Genomic DNA, 16,351 nt, shown 5'->3' on the forward strand with positions numbered 1-16,351 from the left:
GCATGCTCCCAGACTGGATGATGAATGGCCAGTTCAGCCGCCGACGCCCCTAGCATGCACCTCCCGCGGCGACAAATGCCGGTGGGGTCGATCGCGGCTGCGCTCGAACGACGGCTGGAGATCGAGCGCGACCAGCTCGGCCTATGGTTGCCGGTGGCGCTGGGCGGCGGCGTCGTGCTGTGGTTCGCACTGCCGCGCCCGGCGCTGTGGGCTGCGGCGATGCTGGCGTTGGTGGCAGGCGGGCTGACGCTGTTCGCTTTGGGTCGGGGCGGGCGGCTGGTGCGGTCGCTGGCGGTCGGGGCGCTGGCGATGGCATTGGGTATGGCCCTGATTTGGTGGCGCGCGGAGCGGGTCGCGGCGCCGGTGCTTGGACGACCGGCGGTGGTCGCGATGACGGCGCGAGTTGAGCGGGTCGAGCCTTTGGTCGCGCGGGGGCTGGTGCGGCTGACGCTGGCGCCGGATGTCGCCTCGCTGCGGCCCCGTGTCAGGGTGAATCTCACGGAGGCCGATGCACCGGCAGAGCTGAGTGCGGGGGCGACGATCCGGTTGCGGGCCCGATTGATGCCGCCACCGGAGGCAGCCGTGCCGGGTGCGTACGACTATGCGCGGGTAGCGTGGTTCACCGGTATCGGGGCGACGGGTCGCGGGTTCGCGCCGGTGAAGGTGATCGCTGCCGGCCGGGGCGAGGCCGGACTGCGGCGGGCACTGACCGGTCACGTGACGAGCCGGGTGGCGGGTAGCGCCGGCGGCGTCGCGGCGGCGCTGGTGACGGGGGATACCGGATCGATCTCGGAGAATGATGCGGAGGCGATGCGGGCGGCGGGGTTGGCGCACCTGTTGTCGGTGAGTGGGCTGCACATCACCGCGGTCGTCGGGGCGACGATGATCGTCATGCTGCGGTTGCTCGCGTTGATCCCCGGACTGGCGCTGCGCGTCCGTTTGCCGCTGGTGGCGGCGGGTGCGGGGGCGCTGGCGGCGGTGGGGTATACCCTGCTGACCCGTGCGTTATAGGAGTCAAACCCTTATTTTTGGCAGATTTGCGCGGCCACTGAATGTCCGGGATTGGAGGAAAGCGGGTCTTCGCGGGATCGCATGATCGGGGTCCGCTATCGACAGAAGCGGACCCGTATCGAACGAATCAGGCAGGAAAATGAATTCCGCACAATTTGTTGCCGTCGGGGTCACGAAAATAGGCCAGCTCGATGGTGCCCATGGAGGCAGTTTCGCGCGGTCCCGGCGGAGCTTCTATCGAGGTCCCGCCAGCGGCAACGGCGGTATCGTGAAGCTGCTTCACCTGTTCGGGCGAGTCGCAGGAAAAGGCAACGGTGCTGCCGTTAGCGACGCTTGCCGGTTCGTCGTTGATCGGCTGGCTGACGATGAAGTTGGTTCCGTTACCATTGTTGTAGATCAGACGGGTATGGCCGCTGTCGGCGATGTTCCGCGTTCCTTCGCCTGCACTCAGGGTGGCGAGCACCGTGTCGTAGAAGCGCTTTGACCGTTCGATGTCATTCGATCCGACCATGGTGTGAAAAAGCACAGACACTCTCCTGAAGGCTGATCGACTTTCGATCGCTATTAGCAGTCTCACCTAACTGGCGCGTAACCCGCAGTCACCCCGGCCCGTGGAATGTCCGCAAGTGGGCGTCAGCGGACGTTCGAGAAAATCGCGCGGCAGTAGGCTACGGCTACAACGCCCTGACGGGGGCGGAGGTGCCGACGATCCGGTCGTGCGTCGCGGCGTTGCTGGTGCTGGTCGGGCTAGCGATGGGACGCGAGGCGATGACGCTGCGGCTGGTCGCGGCGGGGGCGCTGATCGTGATGCTGTTCTGGCCTGAGTCCCTGGCGGGGCCGAGTTTCCAGCTGTCGTTCGCGGCGATCACCGCGATCGTGGCGCTGCACGATCATCCCCGGCTGCGGACGTTCGGTCTTGTGCGGGACGAGGGGGTGGGGCGGCGGCTGCTTCGCGGTACGGCGCTGTTGCTGCTGACGGGCGTGGTGGTGGAGGCGGCGTTGATGCCGATCGCCGCCTATCATTTTCACAAAGCGGGGCTGTACGGGGCGCTGGCCAATATCGTCGCGATCCCGTGGACGACGTTCGTGGTGATGCCGCTGGAAGCGCTGGCGCTCGTACTCGATGCGGTGGGACTTGGCGGGCCGTTCTGGTGGCTGGTGGCGCAGGCGATCGGGCTGTTGCTGTGGCTGGCGCGGCTGGTGGCGGCCAGTCCGGGGGCGGTGTCGGCGTGGCCGGCGATGCCCGATAGCGCGTTCGCGCTGATGGTCGGCGGTGGGCTTTGGCTGGCGCTGTGGCGGACCGGCTGGCGGCGATGGGGACTGGTGCCGCTGGTCGCGGGGGCGGCGTGGGCGATCATGACGCCGGCGCCCGACCTGTTGGTGACGGGCGACGGCCGACATGCGGCGATCAGGACGCCGGCGGGGGTGCTGCTGCTCCGCGATCGGACGGGCGATTATATGCGTGGCATGCTGGCGGAGACGGGCGGATCGACGGAGGAGCCGGGGCTGATGTCCGAGGCGCTGGGGATGCGGTGCAGCGCCGATCTGTGCGTGGCGACGGTTGCGGGGCAGTGGCGGGTGTTGATGACGCGAAGTGCGTATCTGGTGCCGGTCGGCGAGCTGATCGCGGCGTGCCGGGTGGCGGACGTGGTGGTCAGCGAGCGGCGATTGCCAAGAGGGTGCCGGCCGCGGTGGTTACGGCTGGATCGGCCGACGCTGGCGACGACCGGTGGCGTGGCGGTGAGCTTTGCGCGGGGGCAGGTGGCGACGGTGAAACGGCCGGGGGATCGGCATCCCTGGCGCATGCCGCCCCGCGTGATGCCGATCAGGAAAGAGCGCGGAAAGTTAGGCTAAAGTTAGGCGATTATGCACTTTGCAAACCCAGACCATTTTTGTGCGGGTAGTTTGAGCATCACCTAACTTTTTCGCCATGCCCGTGCGCTTGGCGTCCACATTAAAACTGCGGCGACGGCACCGCAGAGCGCTGAGCAATTCAACGCCCAAGTACTAAGCTTAATATAATACAATGCCATCATACGCTTTTCTTCAGTAAAGTGGAAGAACTGTGGTTCAGGGCCAAATGTATATGTCAAAGCTACAAAAATTAGCGTTAAAAGAAACGGCATGATCACCCCTAACGCAACGTCGCTTCTAAAGCGTGTGGCGCAAAGTATCATTACAATAAGGAATACCCCCAGCCAGAACGTTGCAGTGTGCGATATTGAGTCCCTACCGCCTCTCATCCGCATGTCCCACCATATGATAGAAATATACCAGAATACGACTGAACATATCCCGAGGTATTCTGTAATTCGAACCGGGAGCGGGCGGTAAGAGTTGAACATTTTCATTGTTCTGCTCCTAGCGCGGTTGGGGCGTGTATTTATTTGCTGCGAATATCCGCAAATTGGCGAGAGCGGTCATTCGTCTTCTGACGTGTCGGTAGACTTATGCTTCACCAGCTTCCCAAGCCTCTCCTTGAACCGCTCCGGGTCGTCGTCCGTCTCCAGCTGGCGGGCGGCTTCCTTGAACTTATCGAGCTGGGTAGGTTCGTCGGTCAAAGTCCCTCCAATCTCGGCTGAGCCGCCTCTGGCGAAAGGATTGTAAGGTCATACTTACCGCAGAGCTTCGGCACACTGGTCATTTCGTACAGGTTCAACAAAGGCACTTTAGACCCGCGCCGGCTGGCATCACGGGTGTGGAACTCGTCCACGCCGTTGATGGTAGCTGCCGCAAGGTGAATGCAATCACCCAAGTCCATCATCTTGTTGTTTTCCGCCATCGGAGAAAAATAGTAGTCTCTGATTTCTCGTGCCCGCATTAAAATATTGGCATCAATCTGGATGTCGTGAAAATGCAACCCATCGAATAGAGATAAATAATCCGCTTCATCCGACGCGCCTTTTCCAGCGAGCTTACGAGGCAATACTTCCAAATGTGTAATTACTGACGTAACGATTATGCTATCACCACTTTCGTTATCAGATAGGATTTCTTCGATTGCTAATCGCTTCTCGGAAGCGACGTCCTCGCTGCAAAGCCACTCGTAAAATATACACGAGTCCCAGTATAATACTTTCTTAGCCATGCAGGAGATCACCCCACTGCATGGGGACCTGCTCCTGCCCAGCGAACAAGCCAATCATGGACTTCATAGGCTTTCGGCGTGGCAAGACTGGCTCAATGCCAAGCGCTTCCACTTTAAAGGGAAACGGGCTTTCCGCGCTATAGTGAAGGTTTCCTACTACTCGTACGACCTTGAAGAGATATTGCCCCATCTCGTTTCGCATATTTTCTGGAAAGGTGCAGACTACCCGGTCAGGTCCAATCGGAGGCACGACGACAAATAGATTGTCGCCTTCCAGGCCATCTACCTTCTTAAGTTCGCCGACAACCGATCCCTGAGACACGCCTATCCGCCACCGGTTAGGGGCTTCGCTTTCTATTCGCTGACGGGCAATGCGCCGCGCATTCTCACAAAAAACGTCGTCAAACTTCACTGCTTCAGCGTGACCATTGATCCAGAAGGCTTTGTAACCGTACTCACTGTCCTTTGTAGACAACTTCACCAAATCTAGAGCTATTTCGCTGTCAACGCGCGGGTCGGGATCATTCCCGTGGCTAACAGCATCAATCTGCTGAATGCTCCATTTCAAAGCGGGAGCCGGATCATAGGCCTTTGCTTTCGCTACAGGCTTTAAGCTCAGTGTCGTGGGATTGCGTTTGTCGGCCCCGACTATTTCAAAGTCTGTCTGCCTCGTTCCCGAGTTTATGTAGGCGCGTTCAAGCTTGTTTAATACCAGCACTAAGCGTTGAACTTTGCTGAGATAGCTATGGACGAGCACGTTTCCTCGATGGCCTTCGTGGCCATCAAGGTAGATCGTAAATCCAGAGCTTTCCCCATTCTCGGTCAGTTTCATCGCCTCCACTTGAGATTCTAGGCGTGGCTTAGGCGCCCGTAAAGCAGTCTCTCGCTTACGGGTTTTCGTATGCCAACGGCTGCGGTAGCGCTTGCCACCTCGGGGCGCCGGAGGCGCGTCAGACGTCAACTGACCTATATGTGATGCGCTTGCCAACGATACCCGCCAGAGCTTCTTGCCCGCGCTGGCGATCGTTGAAACCGTTCGCAATTCGGTGGTTATAGCGGAACTCGAACTCGGCCAAATAGCGGTGCAGATGCTGCTCGCCGCAATGCTGGTACACACCCTTCATGCCGCGCTTGAAGATGCTGAAATAGCCTTCGACGGTGTTGCTGTGGATCGTCGGGTCAGCCAGATCGACGTACTGGCCAGCGCTGTGAACGGTGATGCCGTGACCGCCTGCGAAGTGATATTTGATGCTGGCGTAGGCGCGATGCTCGTCCGTCATGATGCGCGCTTCCTTGGCGACGTTGGCGCGGATGATGGGCATGATCTCGTTGGCGTTGACGGCATCGATAACCATCGTGCGGGCTTGGCCGCTGTCACGATCGACCAGCGCGAACACCTTCATCTTGTGGTGGTAGGAACGCTTCACCGGCGCGCCCTTGATGCGGCCGATGAACGTCTCGTCGGCTTCCACGATGCCACCGTTGCCACCGAACGGGGCCAGATCACCCGAGCGCATGGCTTCACGGATGCGGTGGGCGAGGAACCAAGCGCTCTTGTACTGCACCTCTAGGACGCGGCTAAGCTGGTGGGCGCTGATGCCCTTCTTGCTCGACACCATCAGGTGTACGCCCTGGAGCATCAGGTGAAGCGGCATGCGGGCATGCTCGAACACAGTGCCAACCTTGACGGTGAACTGCTTGCGGCACTCGCCACACTTCTTGAGGCCGTGGCGGAGCGCACCCTCGGGGGACTTGACCGAAGGCTTACCGCGAACGCCCGACAGATCGTACACGCGACCCGAGACGACGCCGCAATGCGGGCACGTCACGCCAGCCGCCCAGACGATGCTCTCCAGATACTCGAAAGCCTTGGCTTCGTCGTGAAAGTGAGGGCTGGACAGAACGGACATGACGGCATTGCTCCTTGCCGTCTGTCCTACTAAATCAAGTTGGGTTTGTAAAGTACATAATCGCCTAAAGTTACACCAAAAACGCCGTAAAACTCACGTTCTTGCTCAACCTACTATCCTCAGTCGTAGCGGCGGAGGATGCCCGATAGCTTGCCCTGGATACGCACCTGTTGCGGGGCATAACGCTGCGGATCATAGGCGCGGTTGGCGGGGTCGAGGCGGACCATCGCGCCCTCGCGACGGAAATACTTCAGCGTCGCTTCCGAATCCTCGATCAGCGCGACGACGATCTCGCCATCATGGGCGACCTCGGTACGGCGGACGAGCGCATAGTCGCCGTCGAGGATGCCAGCCTCGACCATCGAATCTCCGGCAACTTCCAGCGCATAGTGGTCGCCCGGCCCGAGCAGCGCGGCGGGAACGGCGAGCATGCTCGACCCCTCAAACGCCTCGATCGGCATACCGGCGGCGATGCGCCCGTGCAGCGGAATTTCGATCACGTCGTTGGCGGGCGACGGCACGGGGGCAACGGTGGATTTTGCGGCACGACCCGCCGGCTTCTTTTCCGTCCGTTCCGGCATGCGCAGGATTTCCAGCGCGCGGGCACGGTTGGGCAGACGACGGATGAAGGCGCGTTCCTCCAATGCCGAGATCAGGCGATGGACGCCGGATTTCGATTTCAGGTCGAGCGCGTCCTTCATTTCCTCGAACGAGGGGGAGACGCCCGTCTCATTGAGGCGGTCGTTGATGAAGCACACCAGTTCGTGCTGCTTGCGCGTGAGCATCTCGGCCTCCGGGAACAGATAAGGAACCGATACGGAACATTAGCGCTTGCGTCAAGCGATCACGAGGATTTCCGCCGATTCGCCGACTGTTGCGGCCGGAGCGTGCGCGGGTCGGATGATGAGGCACGTCGAACGCGCCAGCGTCAGCAACATCGAGCTGTCCTGAATGGTCGAGGCGAAGGCGCGGCCGTCACGCAACTCGGCGCGCAGATAGTCGGTGCGGCCCTGATTGGCGGGCAGCGGTTCGCCGAGTAGCGCACTGGTGACGAGCGGCAACGGGTCGCCCGCGCCGCCCAGATGCGCAATCACCGGCAGGACGAACAGCGTCGCGGTGACGAAGGCGGACACGGGATTGCCGGGCAGGCCGAGCACGATGGCATCCCCCAACTGGCCGGCCATCATCGGCTTGCCGGGGCGGAGCGCAATGCGCCAGAAATCGATGACGCCGCCCGCCGCCTCGATCGCCGGACGGACCAGATCATGGTCGCCGACCGAGGCACCGCCGGTGGTGACGAGCAGGTCCGCCTCCACCCCCGCAAAGGCATCGCGCAGGATGTCGAGCCGGTCGGGCAGGATGCCGAGATCGATCAGGTCGACGGGCAGGTTCGCCAGCATCGCCGCCAGCATCGCGCCGTTTGATTCCGGTAGCGACAGGCCAGTCGGGTCGCTGCCCGGTGGCACCAGTTCGTCACCCGTGGCGGCGATGGCGACGCGCAGCCGGCGGCGGACGGGCAGGTCGCCGTGCCCGCCGGTCGCCGCCACGGCGATGCGGGCGGGCGTCAGCCGCTCGCCGGCGCGGACGAGCGGCTGGCTCTCGCTGAAATCGAGACCCCGGCGACGGACGTTGCGGCCGAGATGGCCGGGGCCTTCGCCGGTCAGGATCAGGCGTTCGCCCTCGCGCCCCGCCTCTTCCTGGATCAGGACGGTGTCGGTACCAGCGGGCAGGGCCGCGCCGGTGAAGATACGCGTGGCTTCACCAGCGGCGACGGTGCCGGAGAACGGACTGCCCGCCGCGCTTTCGCCGATGACGCACCAGGGGCCGGGCAGGTCGGCGTGCCGGATCGCGTAGCCGTCCATCGCCGACAGGTCGGCCGCCGGCTGGGTACGGCGGGCAAGAATATCCTCGGCGGCCCAGCGACCGGCGGCGGCGCGCAGCGGCACGCGTTCCGGCGCGACGGGCGGCGCCATCGCGAACAGGCGCGCCTGCGCCTCGGCGACGGGCAGCAGAGGGACGCCCAACGCAGCGGGATCATTGGTCATCGGGGGCGGTCCAATCGCCGGATTTGCCACCGCTCTTGGCGAGCAGGCGGACGCCGTCGATCACCATCGCCTTGTCGACCGCCTTCACCATGTCATAGATCGTCAGCAGCGCGACCGTGGCGGCGGTGAGCGCCTCCATCTCGACGCCCGTCTGGCCGGTGGTGGCGCAGGTGGCGGTGACGGCGACCCCGTCACCCAGCAGCGTCAGGTCGATCGCAACGCGCGATAGCGGCAGCGGATGGCAAAGCGGGATTAGGTCGGCGGTGCGCTTGGCCGCCATGATGCCGGCGATCCGCGCGACGGCAAGCACGTCACCCTTGTTCGCGGTCGCATCGCGAACCAGCGCGAGGGCGGCGGCGGCCATGGTGATGCGGCCGGTGGCGATCGCCTGACGCGCGGTCGCGGGCTTCGCGCCGACTTCCACCATGTGCGCGGCGCCGGTATCGTCGAGATGGGTGAGGCGGGTCATGATATCCTGATCGGGAGAGGCGATGGGTTGCTGTAACGCACGCCGTGGCCCGGATGAACCATGCGTTGAGGTGCGGCGTTCAGCGAGCATGAAAGATTATGACGAGCAGCTCGCCACGCTTCAACTGGCCCTCCTGAAGACACAGCAGGCGATGATCGCATCGGGCGAGCGGGCGCTGATCGTGCTGGAGGGGCGCGATGCGGCGGGCAAGGACGGCACGATCAAGCGCATCACCGAACATCTGACGCCGCGATCGACGCGCGTCGTGTCGCTGCCCAAGCCGTCCGACTACGAACGCGGGCAATGGTATTTCCAGCGTTACGTCGCGCATCTGCCGGGGGCGGGTGAGCTCGTGATCTTCAACCGGTCCTGGTATAACCGCGCCGGGGTGGAGGTGGTCATGGGCTTTTCCACTAAAGCGGAGCAGGCGGAATTCCTGCGCGATGCGCCGGACCTGGAGCGGATGTTGGTCGAAAGCGGGATCAGGATCGTCAAGATCTGGCTCGACATCGATCGGGGCGAACAGAAAAAGCGGCTGGCGGCGCGGCATGACGATCCGCTGAAGGCGCTGAAAATATCCGACATGGATGCCGTGGCGCAGGACCGGTGGAAGGATTATTCCGAAGCCCGCGACCTGATGCTGGCGCGGACGCATTCGCCGATCGCGCCATGGCATTGCGTGCGGGCCGATCACAAGAAGCCCGCCCGGCTGGCGGTGATGCGACACATCGTTCGTGAGATCGCGCCGCCTTCGGTGGCCAAGCACGTCGGCGATCCCGATCCGGCGATCCTGTTCCCGTTCGATCAGCAGGCGACGGTCGATGGTCGCCTGTCGAAATAGGATCGGATCAGGCAACCACCTCGCCGGCGAAGGCCGTCAGCAACGCGATCTCTTCGTCCGAGAAGCTGTCGCGTGGTTCCGCATCGGTGATGCAGAGCGCGCCCAGCGCGTGACCGTCCCGATCCCGGAATGCCACGCCGGCATAGAACCGGATCAGGCCGTCATAAACAAAGGGGCTACCCGCCAACCGTTCGTCCTTCGACGCGTCGAGCACCACGAACGGGGCATCGGGTGCGTTGACGACGTAACTGCTGATCGACGTCGATCGCCGATATATGCCGAGCATCCCGCCCGACGCCGCGATCACATGCTGCGATTCTGCGGAGATCACCGTGACGCCGGCCCATTGCGCGTGAAGCGTCACCCGTGTGCGCTTCGCCAGCGCCATCAACCGCGGATCGCGGTGTGAGTCGATGAGGCCGGACGCCGCCACGGCCACGAGACGGCGATGATCGTCGGACGGGATCGGGGCAGGTGTAAAAAGGGAAATACCCATGCCATGGTCTAACCAGCGGCAATGCCAGCGTCATGGTCACAAAAGGGCAATCAGCGCGGCATAACAGTCCCGTTTCGGGACAGTTTATACCTAGGTTAAGCCGACCAGTTGTCGGGTGGCGGCTTCGGTATCCGTTTGGCGCATCAGGGCCTCGCCGATCAGAAAGCAATGCACGCCGTGAGCGGCCATCGCATCTAGGTCGGCGCGCGTCGTCAGGCCGCTTTCGGCAACGAACGTGCAGTCGGCCGGGGCGAGCGTCTTCAGTCGATAGGAGCGCGCGACGTCGACCGAGAAGTCGCGCAGGTCGCGATTATTGCAACCGATCAGCCGCGACCGCAGCTTCAGCGCGCGGTCGAGTTCGGCCTCGTCATGCACCTCGACCAGAACGTCCATGCCGTGGTCGATGGCGGCGGCCTCGATCTCGGCGAGCGTCGCATCGTCGAGCGCGGCGACGATCAGCAGGATCGCATCGGCGCCCAGCGCACGCGATTCGGCGGCTTGCCATGGGTCGACCATGAAGTCCTTGCGGATCACCGGGATCGACACGGCGGCGCGCGCCTGCACCAGATAATCGTCGGCGCCCTGAAAGAACCGTTCGTCGGTCAGGACGGACAGGCAGGCGGCGCCACCCGCTTGATAGGCGCGGGCATGGGCGGGGGGATCGAAATCGGCGCGGATCAGGCCCTTGGATGGGCTGGCCTTCTTGATCTCGGCGATCAGGGCGTGGCCCGGTTTCGCGTCGAGCGCGGCCCGGAAGCCGCGCGGGGGGCTGGCAGCGGCGATGCGGGCGGCAAGCGCGGCGTCGGTGGTGGCGGCCTGGCGGGCGGCGACCTCGGTGCGCTTATGCGCGACGATCGTGTCGAGTATGGTCATGAATAGGCGATCCAGCGGTCGAGCAGTGCATTGGCGGCGCCGCTGTCGATGGCCTCGGCCGCCAGCGCGGCGGCATCGGGCAGGGCGTCGGCGCGCGACGCCAGCATCAGTGCGGCGGCGGCGTTGAGGAGAACGGCCTCGCGATAGGCCCCCGCCTCTCCGGTCAGCAGCCGGCGTAGCGCCACGGCGTTGTGCGCCGGATCGCCACCCCGGATCGCATCGATCGGGTGGCGGGTCAGGCCGGCATCCTCCGGCACGACGCGGGTCGGCAGCGTGGCGCTGCCAACCGTGGTGACGAGGCTGGGGCCGGCGCCGGACAGCTCGTCCAGCCCTTCCTCGCCCGACACGACCAAGGCTGCCTCGGTGCCGAGCTGTTCCAGCGCCTCGGCATAGACGGGGGCGTAATCGGGGCGGGCGATGCCGATCAACTGGCGGCTGACGCGAGCGGGATTGGCGAGCGGGCCCATCAGGTTGAAGATCGTGCGACGGCCGATGCGGCGGCGGATCGGCGTGATCCGCGCCATCGCGGGATGATGGTTGGCCGCGAACAGGAAACAGATGCCGAGATCGGCGAGGCTCGCCTCGGCCATCGCGCCGGCGCGGGCCATGTCGAGGCCGAGCGCCTCTAGCGTGTCGGCGGCGCCCGCCTTGGACGAGGCGGCGCGGTTACCGTGCTTGGCGACGGGGACGCCGCACGCCGCGACGACGAGGCTGACCGCGGTCGAGACGTTGAGGGTATGATGGCCGTCGCCGCCGGTGCCGCAGACGTCGATCGCGCCGGCGGGGGCATCGATCGGGATCAGGCGGTGGCGCAGTGCACGCGCGGCCTCGGCGATCTCGATCGAGGTTTCGCCGCGCTCGGTCAGGCCGATCAGGAAGGCGGCAATCGCGTCTTCGCTGGCACGGCCGTCGAGGATGTCGGCAAAGGCGGCGGCGGCGGTTTCGCGCGACAGCGGCGATGCGGTGTCGGGGAGGAGGGCGATCGTGGTCACGCCAGTTCCTTCACCGTCATGCCGGCGGCGCGAATGAAATTGGCGAGCATCGCATGGCCGTGTTCGGTGGCGATGCTTTCGGGATGGAACTGGACGCCGTGGATCGGCAGCGTGGCGTGGCGGAAACCCATGACGGTGCCGTCCTCCGCGCGGGCATTGACCAGCAGCGTGTCCGGAATGTCGTTGACGATCAGCGAGTGATAGCGGGTCGCGGTGAAGGGCGAGGGCAGGTCGGCGAACAGGCCGGTGCCGTCGTGCAGGACGGGCGAGGTCTTGCCGTGCATCAGGCCGCCGCGTTCCACCTTGCCGCCGAAATGCTGGCCGATCGCCTGATGGCCCAGACACACGCCGAGCAGGGGCCGGCCCGCCGCCGCGCACGCCTCGACCAGATCGAGGCTGACGCCGGCTTCGGTCGGGGTGCAGGGGCCGGGGGAAATCAGGAACGCCTCAGCCCCCGACGACAGCGCCTGTCCGGCGGAAATGGCGTCGTTGCGCACCACCTCCACCACCGCCCCCAGTTGCTGGAGATAGTGGACGAGGTTCCACGTAAAGCTGTCGTAATTGTCGACGACCAGGATCATCGCCTGCCCATAGCCGCCTGAAACATTCCCGCAACCCGGACACGCGAAATGACGATCGACCGGCGGAGCCTCATGGGGCTTTGCACGTTGGTATAGCTTAAGGAGCCCGTTGCCATGATCCGTCTCGCCCTTGCCGTCACCCTGCTCGCCTCACCGGCACTGGCCGCGGCGCAGACCGCCGAAAGCTCGACCCCGCCGCAGCGTATCCGCAGCGTGCAACTGACCGCCGGCCAGCAATGCCCGAAGGGCGCGGGTGACGAGATCGTCGTGTGTTCACCGGCCGAGGAGCCCTATCGCATCCCCAAAAGCCTGCGCGACAGCGGGCCGATCCCGATGCAGAACCAGAGCTGGGTCAACCGGGTCGCGGATATCGACCAGACCAATCGTGTGGCGGGCGGCATCCCGAACACCTGCTCGCCGGTCGGCAATGGTGGGCAGACCGGTTGTTCGGTGCTGGCGGCCAAGCAATGGGCGGCAGAGAAGCGCGCGCAGCGTCAGGCGGACTCGTCGGTCCCCTGATCCGAACGTGCGATTATTGCCCGAAGCCGGCCGCGCCGGCCCGGGCGACAGCCTCTCGCGCGGCGGCCAGGATGGCGCCGGCTTTGGCTTCGCATTCCCGCTGTTCGTACTCGGCTTGCGAATCGGCGACGATGCCGGCGCCGGCCTGAACGTGGATCATGCCGTCCTTCACGACCGCCGTGCGCAGGACGATGCAGGAATCGAGTGATCCGTCTGGCGAGAAGTATCCCACGCCGCCGGCATAGGCACCGCGACGTTCGGGTTCGAGTTCGGCGATGATCTGGCAGGCACGGACTTTCGGCGCGCCGCTGACCGTGCCGGCGGGGAAGCCGGCGAACATCGCGTCCAGCGCATCCTTGTCGGGTGACAGCCGGGCGGTGACGTTCGAGACGATGTGCATGACGTGGCTGTACATCTCGACCGTATAGCTGTCGGTCACGCGCACGCTGCCCGGTGCGGCGGCGCGGCCGGCATCGTTGCGGCCGAGATCAAGCAGCATCAGATGCTCGGCGCGCTCCTTCGGATCGGCGAGCAGGCTGGTGCGGTTCGCCTCGTCCTCGCTGGCGGTCTTGCCGCGCGGGCGAGTGCCGGCAATCGGGCGAACGGTAATCTCGCCATCGCGGACGCGGACGAGGATTTCGGGGCTGGACCCGATCAGCGCGAAGCCCGGCAGATCGAGATGATAGAGGAACGGCGACGGATTGATCCGGCGTAGCGAGCGATACAGCTCAAACGGCGGCAGCGTGAACGGCGCGGTGAACCGCTGCGCCAGTACGACCTGAAAGATGTCGCCGGCCGCGATATATTCCTTCGCGGTGGCGACCATCTCGCCGTAGCGGGCGGAGGTCATGGCCGGGGTGTAGGCGGGCTGGTCCAGCACCGCGCGGGCAGGCGCCGGCCAGGCGGCGTCGGCCAGCCGCGAGGCGACCGCATCCAACCGCTCCTCCGCCTGCGTGACGATCGCGGCGGGATCGCGCGACGGATCGGGCCAGGCGGGCGCGACCAGATACAGCGCGTCGGCGAGGCGATCGAACACCAGCAACACGGTCGGCCGCACGAACATCATATCGGGCAGGCCCAGCGGATCGGCGGCGGGCTGTTCCAGCCGTTCGACCAATCCCACCGTCTCGTACCCGAAATAGCCGACCAGACAGGCGAGTGCGCGGGGCAGTTCGGGCGGTACATCGGCGCGGCAATCGGCGACCAGCGCGCGGAGGGCATCGAGCGTCGGTTGCCCGCAGGGTTCAAACGCGTCGCGATCGGTCGTCCAGTGACGGTTGATCGCGGCATCGTTGCCGTGCGCCCGGAACACGAGATCGGGGGCGAGGCCGAGCAGGCTGTGGCGTCCGCGAATCGCGCCGCCCTCGACCGATTCGAGCAGGAAATCGCCGCGACCCGGCTCCATCAGCCGCAGCGCCGCCGCGACCGGTGTTTCGGTGTCGGCGACCTGCCGCCGCCAGATCAGCGCCGGCTTGCCAGCGGCGAGATTGGTGCGGGCGGCGGCACGGGCGTCGGTCATCGCGCGCGGATCAGTTATCGGAGCCACCCTGACCAGCGAGTTCGGCGCGCAGGCGCTTCAGCGCCGTCGCGTTGGTCTTCACGCCGACCTGATTACGGGCGGCGCGGGCGAATTGCTGGATATATTCGCTGCCGACCATCTGACCCAGTTGCCCGCGCGTCGCGGCGAGGATGGCTGGGTTCTTCGATGCGTCGCCGCGCTGGATGCCGGTGAGCCGCACAACGATCCAACCGCTGCCTTGCGGGGCCTCGACCATCTTCGTCGTACCCTGCGCCATGCCGAACAGGAGGGCCAGCGCCGGATCGGCACCGCCGGCCTGCTGCTTAGCGAGATCGGTGCGCGCACCGGCGATCGGGCGGGGCGCGGGTAGCGACGGTCCGGCCTGCCGAACCGCCTGTGCCAGCGGCGTGCCGCGATTGGCCTTGGCGAGGATGTCGGCGGCGATGCGCCGGGCGGCCTGACGGGTGCGATCGGCAACGAACGCGGCGGCAACCTCGTCGCGGACCTGGGCCAGCGGACGCGGGGCGGCGGGCGTGATCTGGCCGACCGCGACGACGGCGAAACTGCCATCGGCACCGGTCTGCACAAGCTGGGGCGCGTCGCCATCCTCGGCGGTGAAGGCGGCCTGTACGATCGGGATCAGGGCCGGATCGGGTTTCGACAGCGGATCGTTCGGATCGGTGGCACTGGCGGTCAGCGCCGGCGTGGTCACGGGCTTGATCTTCGCATCGGCCACTGCCTCGTCGAAGGTCGAGCCACCGGTCAGCGCGGTGTCGAGCGTATCGTGCAACTGGGCCAGTGCATCGGCCGATTTGCGGACGCCGATTTCCTTCGCCAGTTCGTCCTGCACCTGCGCCAGCGTGCGACCGGGCACCTGCTGGACCGATTCGATCCGCGCCACGGTGAAGCCCAGCGAACCGCGCACCGGCCCGACGACCGACGAGGCCGGTGCGGCGAACACCGCATCGGCGACGGCGGTACCGGTCTGCGTGGCATAGGCGGCCTTTTCGACCGAGGTCTGCGTCGATGCCTCAAGCCCGGCGGCGCGGGCGGCGGCGGCAAGCGGCGTGCCGGCCTTCACCTTGGCGGCGATCGCTTCGGCTCCGGCGCGGTCTGCGACGATGACCTGAGTGATCGTGCGCTTTTCGGTCGGCTGATATTTCGCGCGATTCTGTTGATAGGCCTGTGCGATCTCCGCCGGCGTCGCGACGGCGCGGGCGCCGACCTGATCGGGGGTGACGAGCGCATAGCGGATCGTACGGCGTTCCGGCACACGGTATCGCTGAAGGTTGGCGGCGTAGAAGGTTTGCAGCTCGGCCGGCGTCGGGGCGGCGCCGGATGCCGCCGCCTGCATCGGCACGAACGCGACCTCACCCGCCCGGCGTTCCAGCATCAGCGAGGCGTAGGGGGCGACGATCTGGGCCGGGACCTGCGTCGCGCCCTGGGTCGGCGCGACCAGTTGCTGCACGACGATGTCGCGGGCGATATCGCGGCGGATGCCGGCGTCGGTCAGCTTCCGCTCAACGAGGATGCGGCGATAGATGTTCTCGTCGAACTTGCCGGTGGGGCCCTGTAGGCCGGGGATGCTGGCGATCTGGCCATCGACCGCGCGCTTCGACACGATCATTCCCTGCTGGCGGCCGAAATCGGCGAGCGCGTAGCTCGATATCATCCGGTCGAGCGAGGCATCGAGCTGTCCGGCGGCGAGATAGCCGGCGATGTCCGCCTGCGGATTGCGCTGGCGGGCGGCGGCGACTTCGTCATTGGCACGCTGGCGCAGGTCGGCCATCGTGATTTCCTGCTTGCCGACGGTGGCGACGTCGTTGCCGCCCAGCCCGCCGGTCGAGCCGCCGGCGAGATTCGAGATATCCCCCGCCGCGAAGGCGAGGGCGATGACGCCCAGCACGATGAAGGTGACGACATAGCCGACCTTCGAATGAATGATGCGGCGGAAAAAGCTGAGCATGAAGGACCGTTCGCGAGATTTCTTGGACGCCGCCTTAGGGC

The 16,351-nt window shown here is 65.3% G+C and carries 18 protein-coding genes; 4 read left to right on the top strand and 14 right to left on the bottom strand.

The genetic code is table 11. The annotated features are described in order from the left end of the window. Positions 1-24: 24 nt before the first annotated feature. Entirely contained in the window at positions 25-1,011 is a 987-nt protein-coding gene (locus ASG67_RS04660; protein ID WP_235535041.1) for a ComEC/Rec2 family competence protein, read from the top strand. 127 nt (positions 1,012-1,138) lie between these two features. Here the strand turns inward: ASG67_RS04660 and ASG67_RS04665 are convergent, their stop codons facing one another. After that, positions 1,139-1,537 carry a VOC family protein gene (locus ASG67_RS04665; RefSeq protein ID WP_056525802.1) on the bottom strand — a complete coding sequence of 133 codons (399 nt, stop codon included), beginning with the start codon at positions 1,535-1,537 and terminating at the stop codon, positions 1,139-1,141. 20 nt (positions 1,538-1,557) lie between these two features. Here ASG67_RS04665 and ASG67_RS04670 point away from each other — a divergent pair, with 20 nt between their 5' ends. After that, a complete protein-coding gene (locus tag ASG67_RS04670) occupies positions 1,558-2,865 on the top strand; it encodes a ComEC/Rec2 family competence protein (RefSeq protein ID WP_414887423.1) in 1,308 nt (435 codons plus the stop codon). Between the two features lie 566 nt (positions 2,866-3,431). Here the strand turns inward: ASG67_RS04670 and ASG67_RS19160 are convergent. The 7 genes from ASG67_RS19160 to moaC all read right to left on the bottom strand — a co-directional run bounded on the left by ASG67_RS19160 (position 3,432) and on the right by moaC (position 8,523). Further along, on the bottom strand, positions 3,432-3,572 hold the full coding sequence (locus ASG67_RS19160; protein ID WP_200940711.1) for a hypothetical protein: 141 nt from the start codon (positions 3,570-3,572) through the stop codon (positions 3,432-3,434). Then, entirely contained in the window at positions 3,569-4,099 is a 531-nt protein-coding gene (locus ASG67_RS04675) for a type II toxin-antitoxin system VapC family toxin (protein WP_056525809.1), read from the bottom strand. The genes ASG67_RS19160 and ASG67_RS04675 overlap by 4 nt, the downstream gene beginning before the upstream one ends. Then, positions 4,092-4,931 carry a hypothetical protein gene (locus tag ASG67_RS04680; protein ID WP_156460629.1) on the bottom strand — a complete coding sequence of 280 codons (840 nt, stop codon included), beginning with the start codon at positions 4,929-4,931 and terminating at the stop codon, positions 4,092-4,094. Before ASG67_RS04680 ends, ASG67_RS04675 begins: the two co-directional genes overlap by 8 nt. A 118-nt stretch (positions 4,932-5,049) precedes the next feature. Continuing rightward, positions 5,050-6,009 carry an IS1595 family transposase gene (locus ASG67_RS04685; RefSeq protein WP_056525815.1) on the bottom strand — a complete coding sequence of 320 codons (960 nt, stop codon included), beginning with the start codon at positions 6,007-6,009 and terminating at the stop codon, positions 5,050-5,052. Between the two features lie 119 nt (positions 6,010-6,128). Then, complete coding sequence (gene lexA / locus ASG67_RS04690; protein ID WP_056525817.1) at positions 6,129-6,794, bottom strand: transcriptional repressor LexA; 666 nt, start codon at positions 6,792-6,794, stop codon at positions 6,129-6,131. A gap of 51 nt (positions 6,795-6,845) precedes the next feature. Next, a complete protein-coding gene (locus ASG67_RS04695; RefSeq protein ID WP_056525820.1) occupies positions 6,846-8,054 on the bottom strand; it encodes a molybdopterin molybdotransferase MoeA in 1,209 nt (402 codons plus the stop codon). Then, positions 8,044-8,523: a cyclic pyranopterin monophosphate synthase MoaC gene (gene moaC, locus ASG67_RS04700; protein ID WP_056525823.1), complete on the bottom strand. Its 480-nt coding sequence runs from the start codon at positions 8,521-8,523 to the stop codon at positions 8,044-8,046. Before moaC ends, ASG67_RS04695 begins: the two co-directional genes overlap by 11 nt. A gap of 88 nt (positions 8,524-8,611) precedes the next feature. Here moaC and ppk2 point away from each other — a divergent pair, with 88 nt between their 5' ends. Then, positions 8,612-9,364 carry a polyphosphate kinase 2 gene (gene ppk2 / locus ASG67_RS04705; RefSeq protein ID WP_056525826.1) on the top strand — a complete coding sequence of 251 codons (753 nt, stop codon included), beginning with the start codon at positions 8,612-8,614 and terminating at the stop codon, positions 9,362-9,364. A gap of 7 nt (positions 9,365-9,371) precedes the next feature. Here the strand turns inward: ppk2 and ASG67_RS04710 are convergent, their stop codons facing one another. The 4 genes from ASG67_RS04710 to ASG67_RS04725 all read right to left on the bottom strand — a co-directional run bounded on the left by ASG67_RS04710 (position 9,372) and on the right by ASG67_RS04725 (position 12,306). Further along, positions 9,372-9,860 (bottom strand): GAF domain-containing protein, encoded by a 489-nt coding sequence (locus ASG67_RS04710; RefSeq protein ID WP_082543284.1) that lies wholly within the window; start codon positions 9,858-9,860, stop codon positions 9,372-9,374. A 90-nt stretch (positions 9,861-9,950) separates the two neighbouring features. Continuing rightward, positions 9,951-10,733 (bottom strand): indole-3-glycerol phosphate synthase TrpC, encoded by a 783-nt coding sequence (trpC, locus tag ASG67_RS04715; protein WP_056525832.1) that lies wholly within the window; start codon positions 10,731-10,733, stop codon positions 9,951-9,953. Next, the gene (trpD, locus tag ASG67_RS04720) at positions 10,730-11,725 is read right to left on the bottom strand and encodes an anthranilate phosphoribosyltransferase (protein WP_056525834.1); all 996 of its coding nucleotides are present in this window, start codon (positions 11,723-11,725) and stop codon (positions 10,730-10,732) included. The genes trpC and trpD overlap by 4 nt, the downstream gene beginning before the upstream one ends. After that, positions 11,722-12,306, bottom strand: a complete 585-nt coding sequence (locus tag ASG67_RS04725) for an anthranilate synthase component II (RefSeq protein WP_056525837.1) — start codon at positions 12,304-12,306, stop codon at positions 11,722-11,724. Before ASG67_RS04725 ends, trpD begins: the two co-directional genes overlap by 4 nt. Before the next feature lie 114 nt (positions 12,307-12,420). On the opposite strand from ASG67_RS04725, the gene ASG67_RS04730 reads away from it, so the two are divergent. Beyond that, entirely contained in the window at positions 12,421-12,825 is a 405-nt protein-coding gene (locus tag ASG67_RS04730) for a hypothetical protein (RefSeq protein WP_056525840.1), read from the top strand. A 13-nt stretch (positions 12,826-12,838) separates the two neighbouring features. On the opposite strand, the gene trpE is transcribed toward ASG67_RS04730, so the two are convergent. Together trpE and ASG67_RS04740 are read right to left on the bottom strand one after the other, a co-directional pair. Further along, a complete protein-coding gene (trpE, locus tag ASG67_RS04735) occupies positions 12,839-14,344 on the bottom strand; it encodes an anthranilate synthase component I (protein ID WP_056525843.1) in 1,506 nt (501 codons plus the stop codon). A 10-nt stretch (positions 14,345-14,354) separates the two neighbouring features. Beyond that, entirely contained in the window at positions 14,355-16,310 is a 1,956-nt protein-coding gene (locus tag ASG67_RS04740; RefSeq protein WP_056525846.1) for a peptidylprolyl isomerase, read from the bottom strand. Between the last annotated feature and the right edge of the window lie 41 nt (positions 16,311-16,351).

The sequence above is a fragment of the Sphingomonas sp. Leaf339 genome (assembly GCF_001426195.1).
Classification (GTDB): Bacteria; Pseudomonadota; Alphaproteobacteria; order Sphingomonadales; family Sphingomonadaceae; genus Sphingomonas.

Coding starts and splice junctions, on each gene's coding strand:
- ASG67_RS04710 (WP_082543284.1), bottom strand. CDS start 9,860: ATGGGTATTTCCCTTTTTACACCTGCCCCGATCCCGTCCGACGATCAT.
- ASG67_RS04695 (WP_056525820.1), bottom strand. CDS start 8,054: ATGACCAATGATCCCGCTGCGTTGGGCGTCCCTCTGCTGCCCGTCGCC.
- ppk2 (WP_056525826.1), top strand. CDS start 8,612: ATGAAAGATTATGACGAGCAGCTCGCCACGCTTCAACTGGCCCTCCTG.
- ASG67_RS04660 (WP_235535041.1), top strand. CDS start 25: ATGGCCAGTTCAGCCGCCGACGCCCCTAGCATGCACCTCCCGCGGCGA.
- ASG67_RS04680 (WP_156460629.1), bottom strand. CDS start 4,931: ATGAAACTGACCGAGAATGGGGAAAGCTCTGGATTTACGATCTACCTT.
- moaC (WP_056525823.1), bottom strand. CDS start 8,523: ATGACCCGCCTCACCCATCTCGACGATACCGGCGCCGCGCACATGGTG.
- trpC (WP_056525832.1), bottom strand. CDS start 10,733: ATGACCATACTCGACACGATCGTCGCGCATAAGCGCACCGAGGTCGCC.
- ASG67_RS04685 (WP_056525815.1), bottom strand. CDS start 6,009: ATGTCCGTTCTGTCCAGCCCTCACTTTCACGACGAAGCCAAGGCTTTC.
- ASG67_RS04725 (WP_056525837.1), bottom strand. CDS start 12,306: ATGATCCTGGTCGTCGACAATTACGACAGCTTTACGTGGAACCTCGTC.
- ASG67_RS04740 (WP_056525846.1), bottom strand. CDS start 16,310: ATGCTCAGCTTTTTCCGCCGCATCATTCATTCGAAGGTCGGCTATGTC.
- lexA (WP_056525817.1), bottom strand. CDS start 6,794: ATGCTCACGCGCAAGCAGCACGAACTGGTGTGCTTCATCAACGACCGC.
- ASG67_RS04675 (WP_056525809.1), bottom strand. CDS start 4,099: ATGGCTAAGAAAGTATTATACTGGGACTCGTGTATATTTTACGAGTGG.
- trpE (WP_056525843.1), bottom strand. CDS start 14,344: ATGACCGACGCCCGTGCCGCCGCCCGCACCAATCTCGCCGCTGGCAAG.
- ASG67_RS04730 (WP_056525840.1), top strand. CDS start 12,421: ATGATCCGTCTCGCCCTTGCCGTCACCCTGCTCGCCTCACCGGCACTG.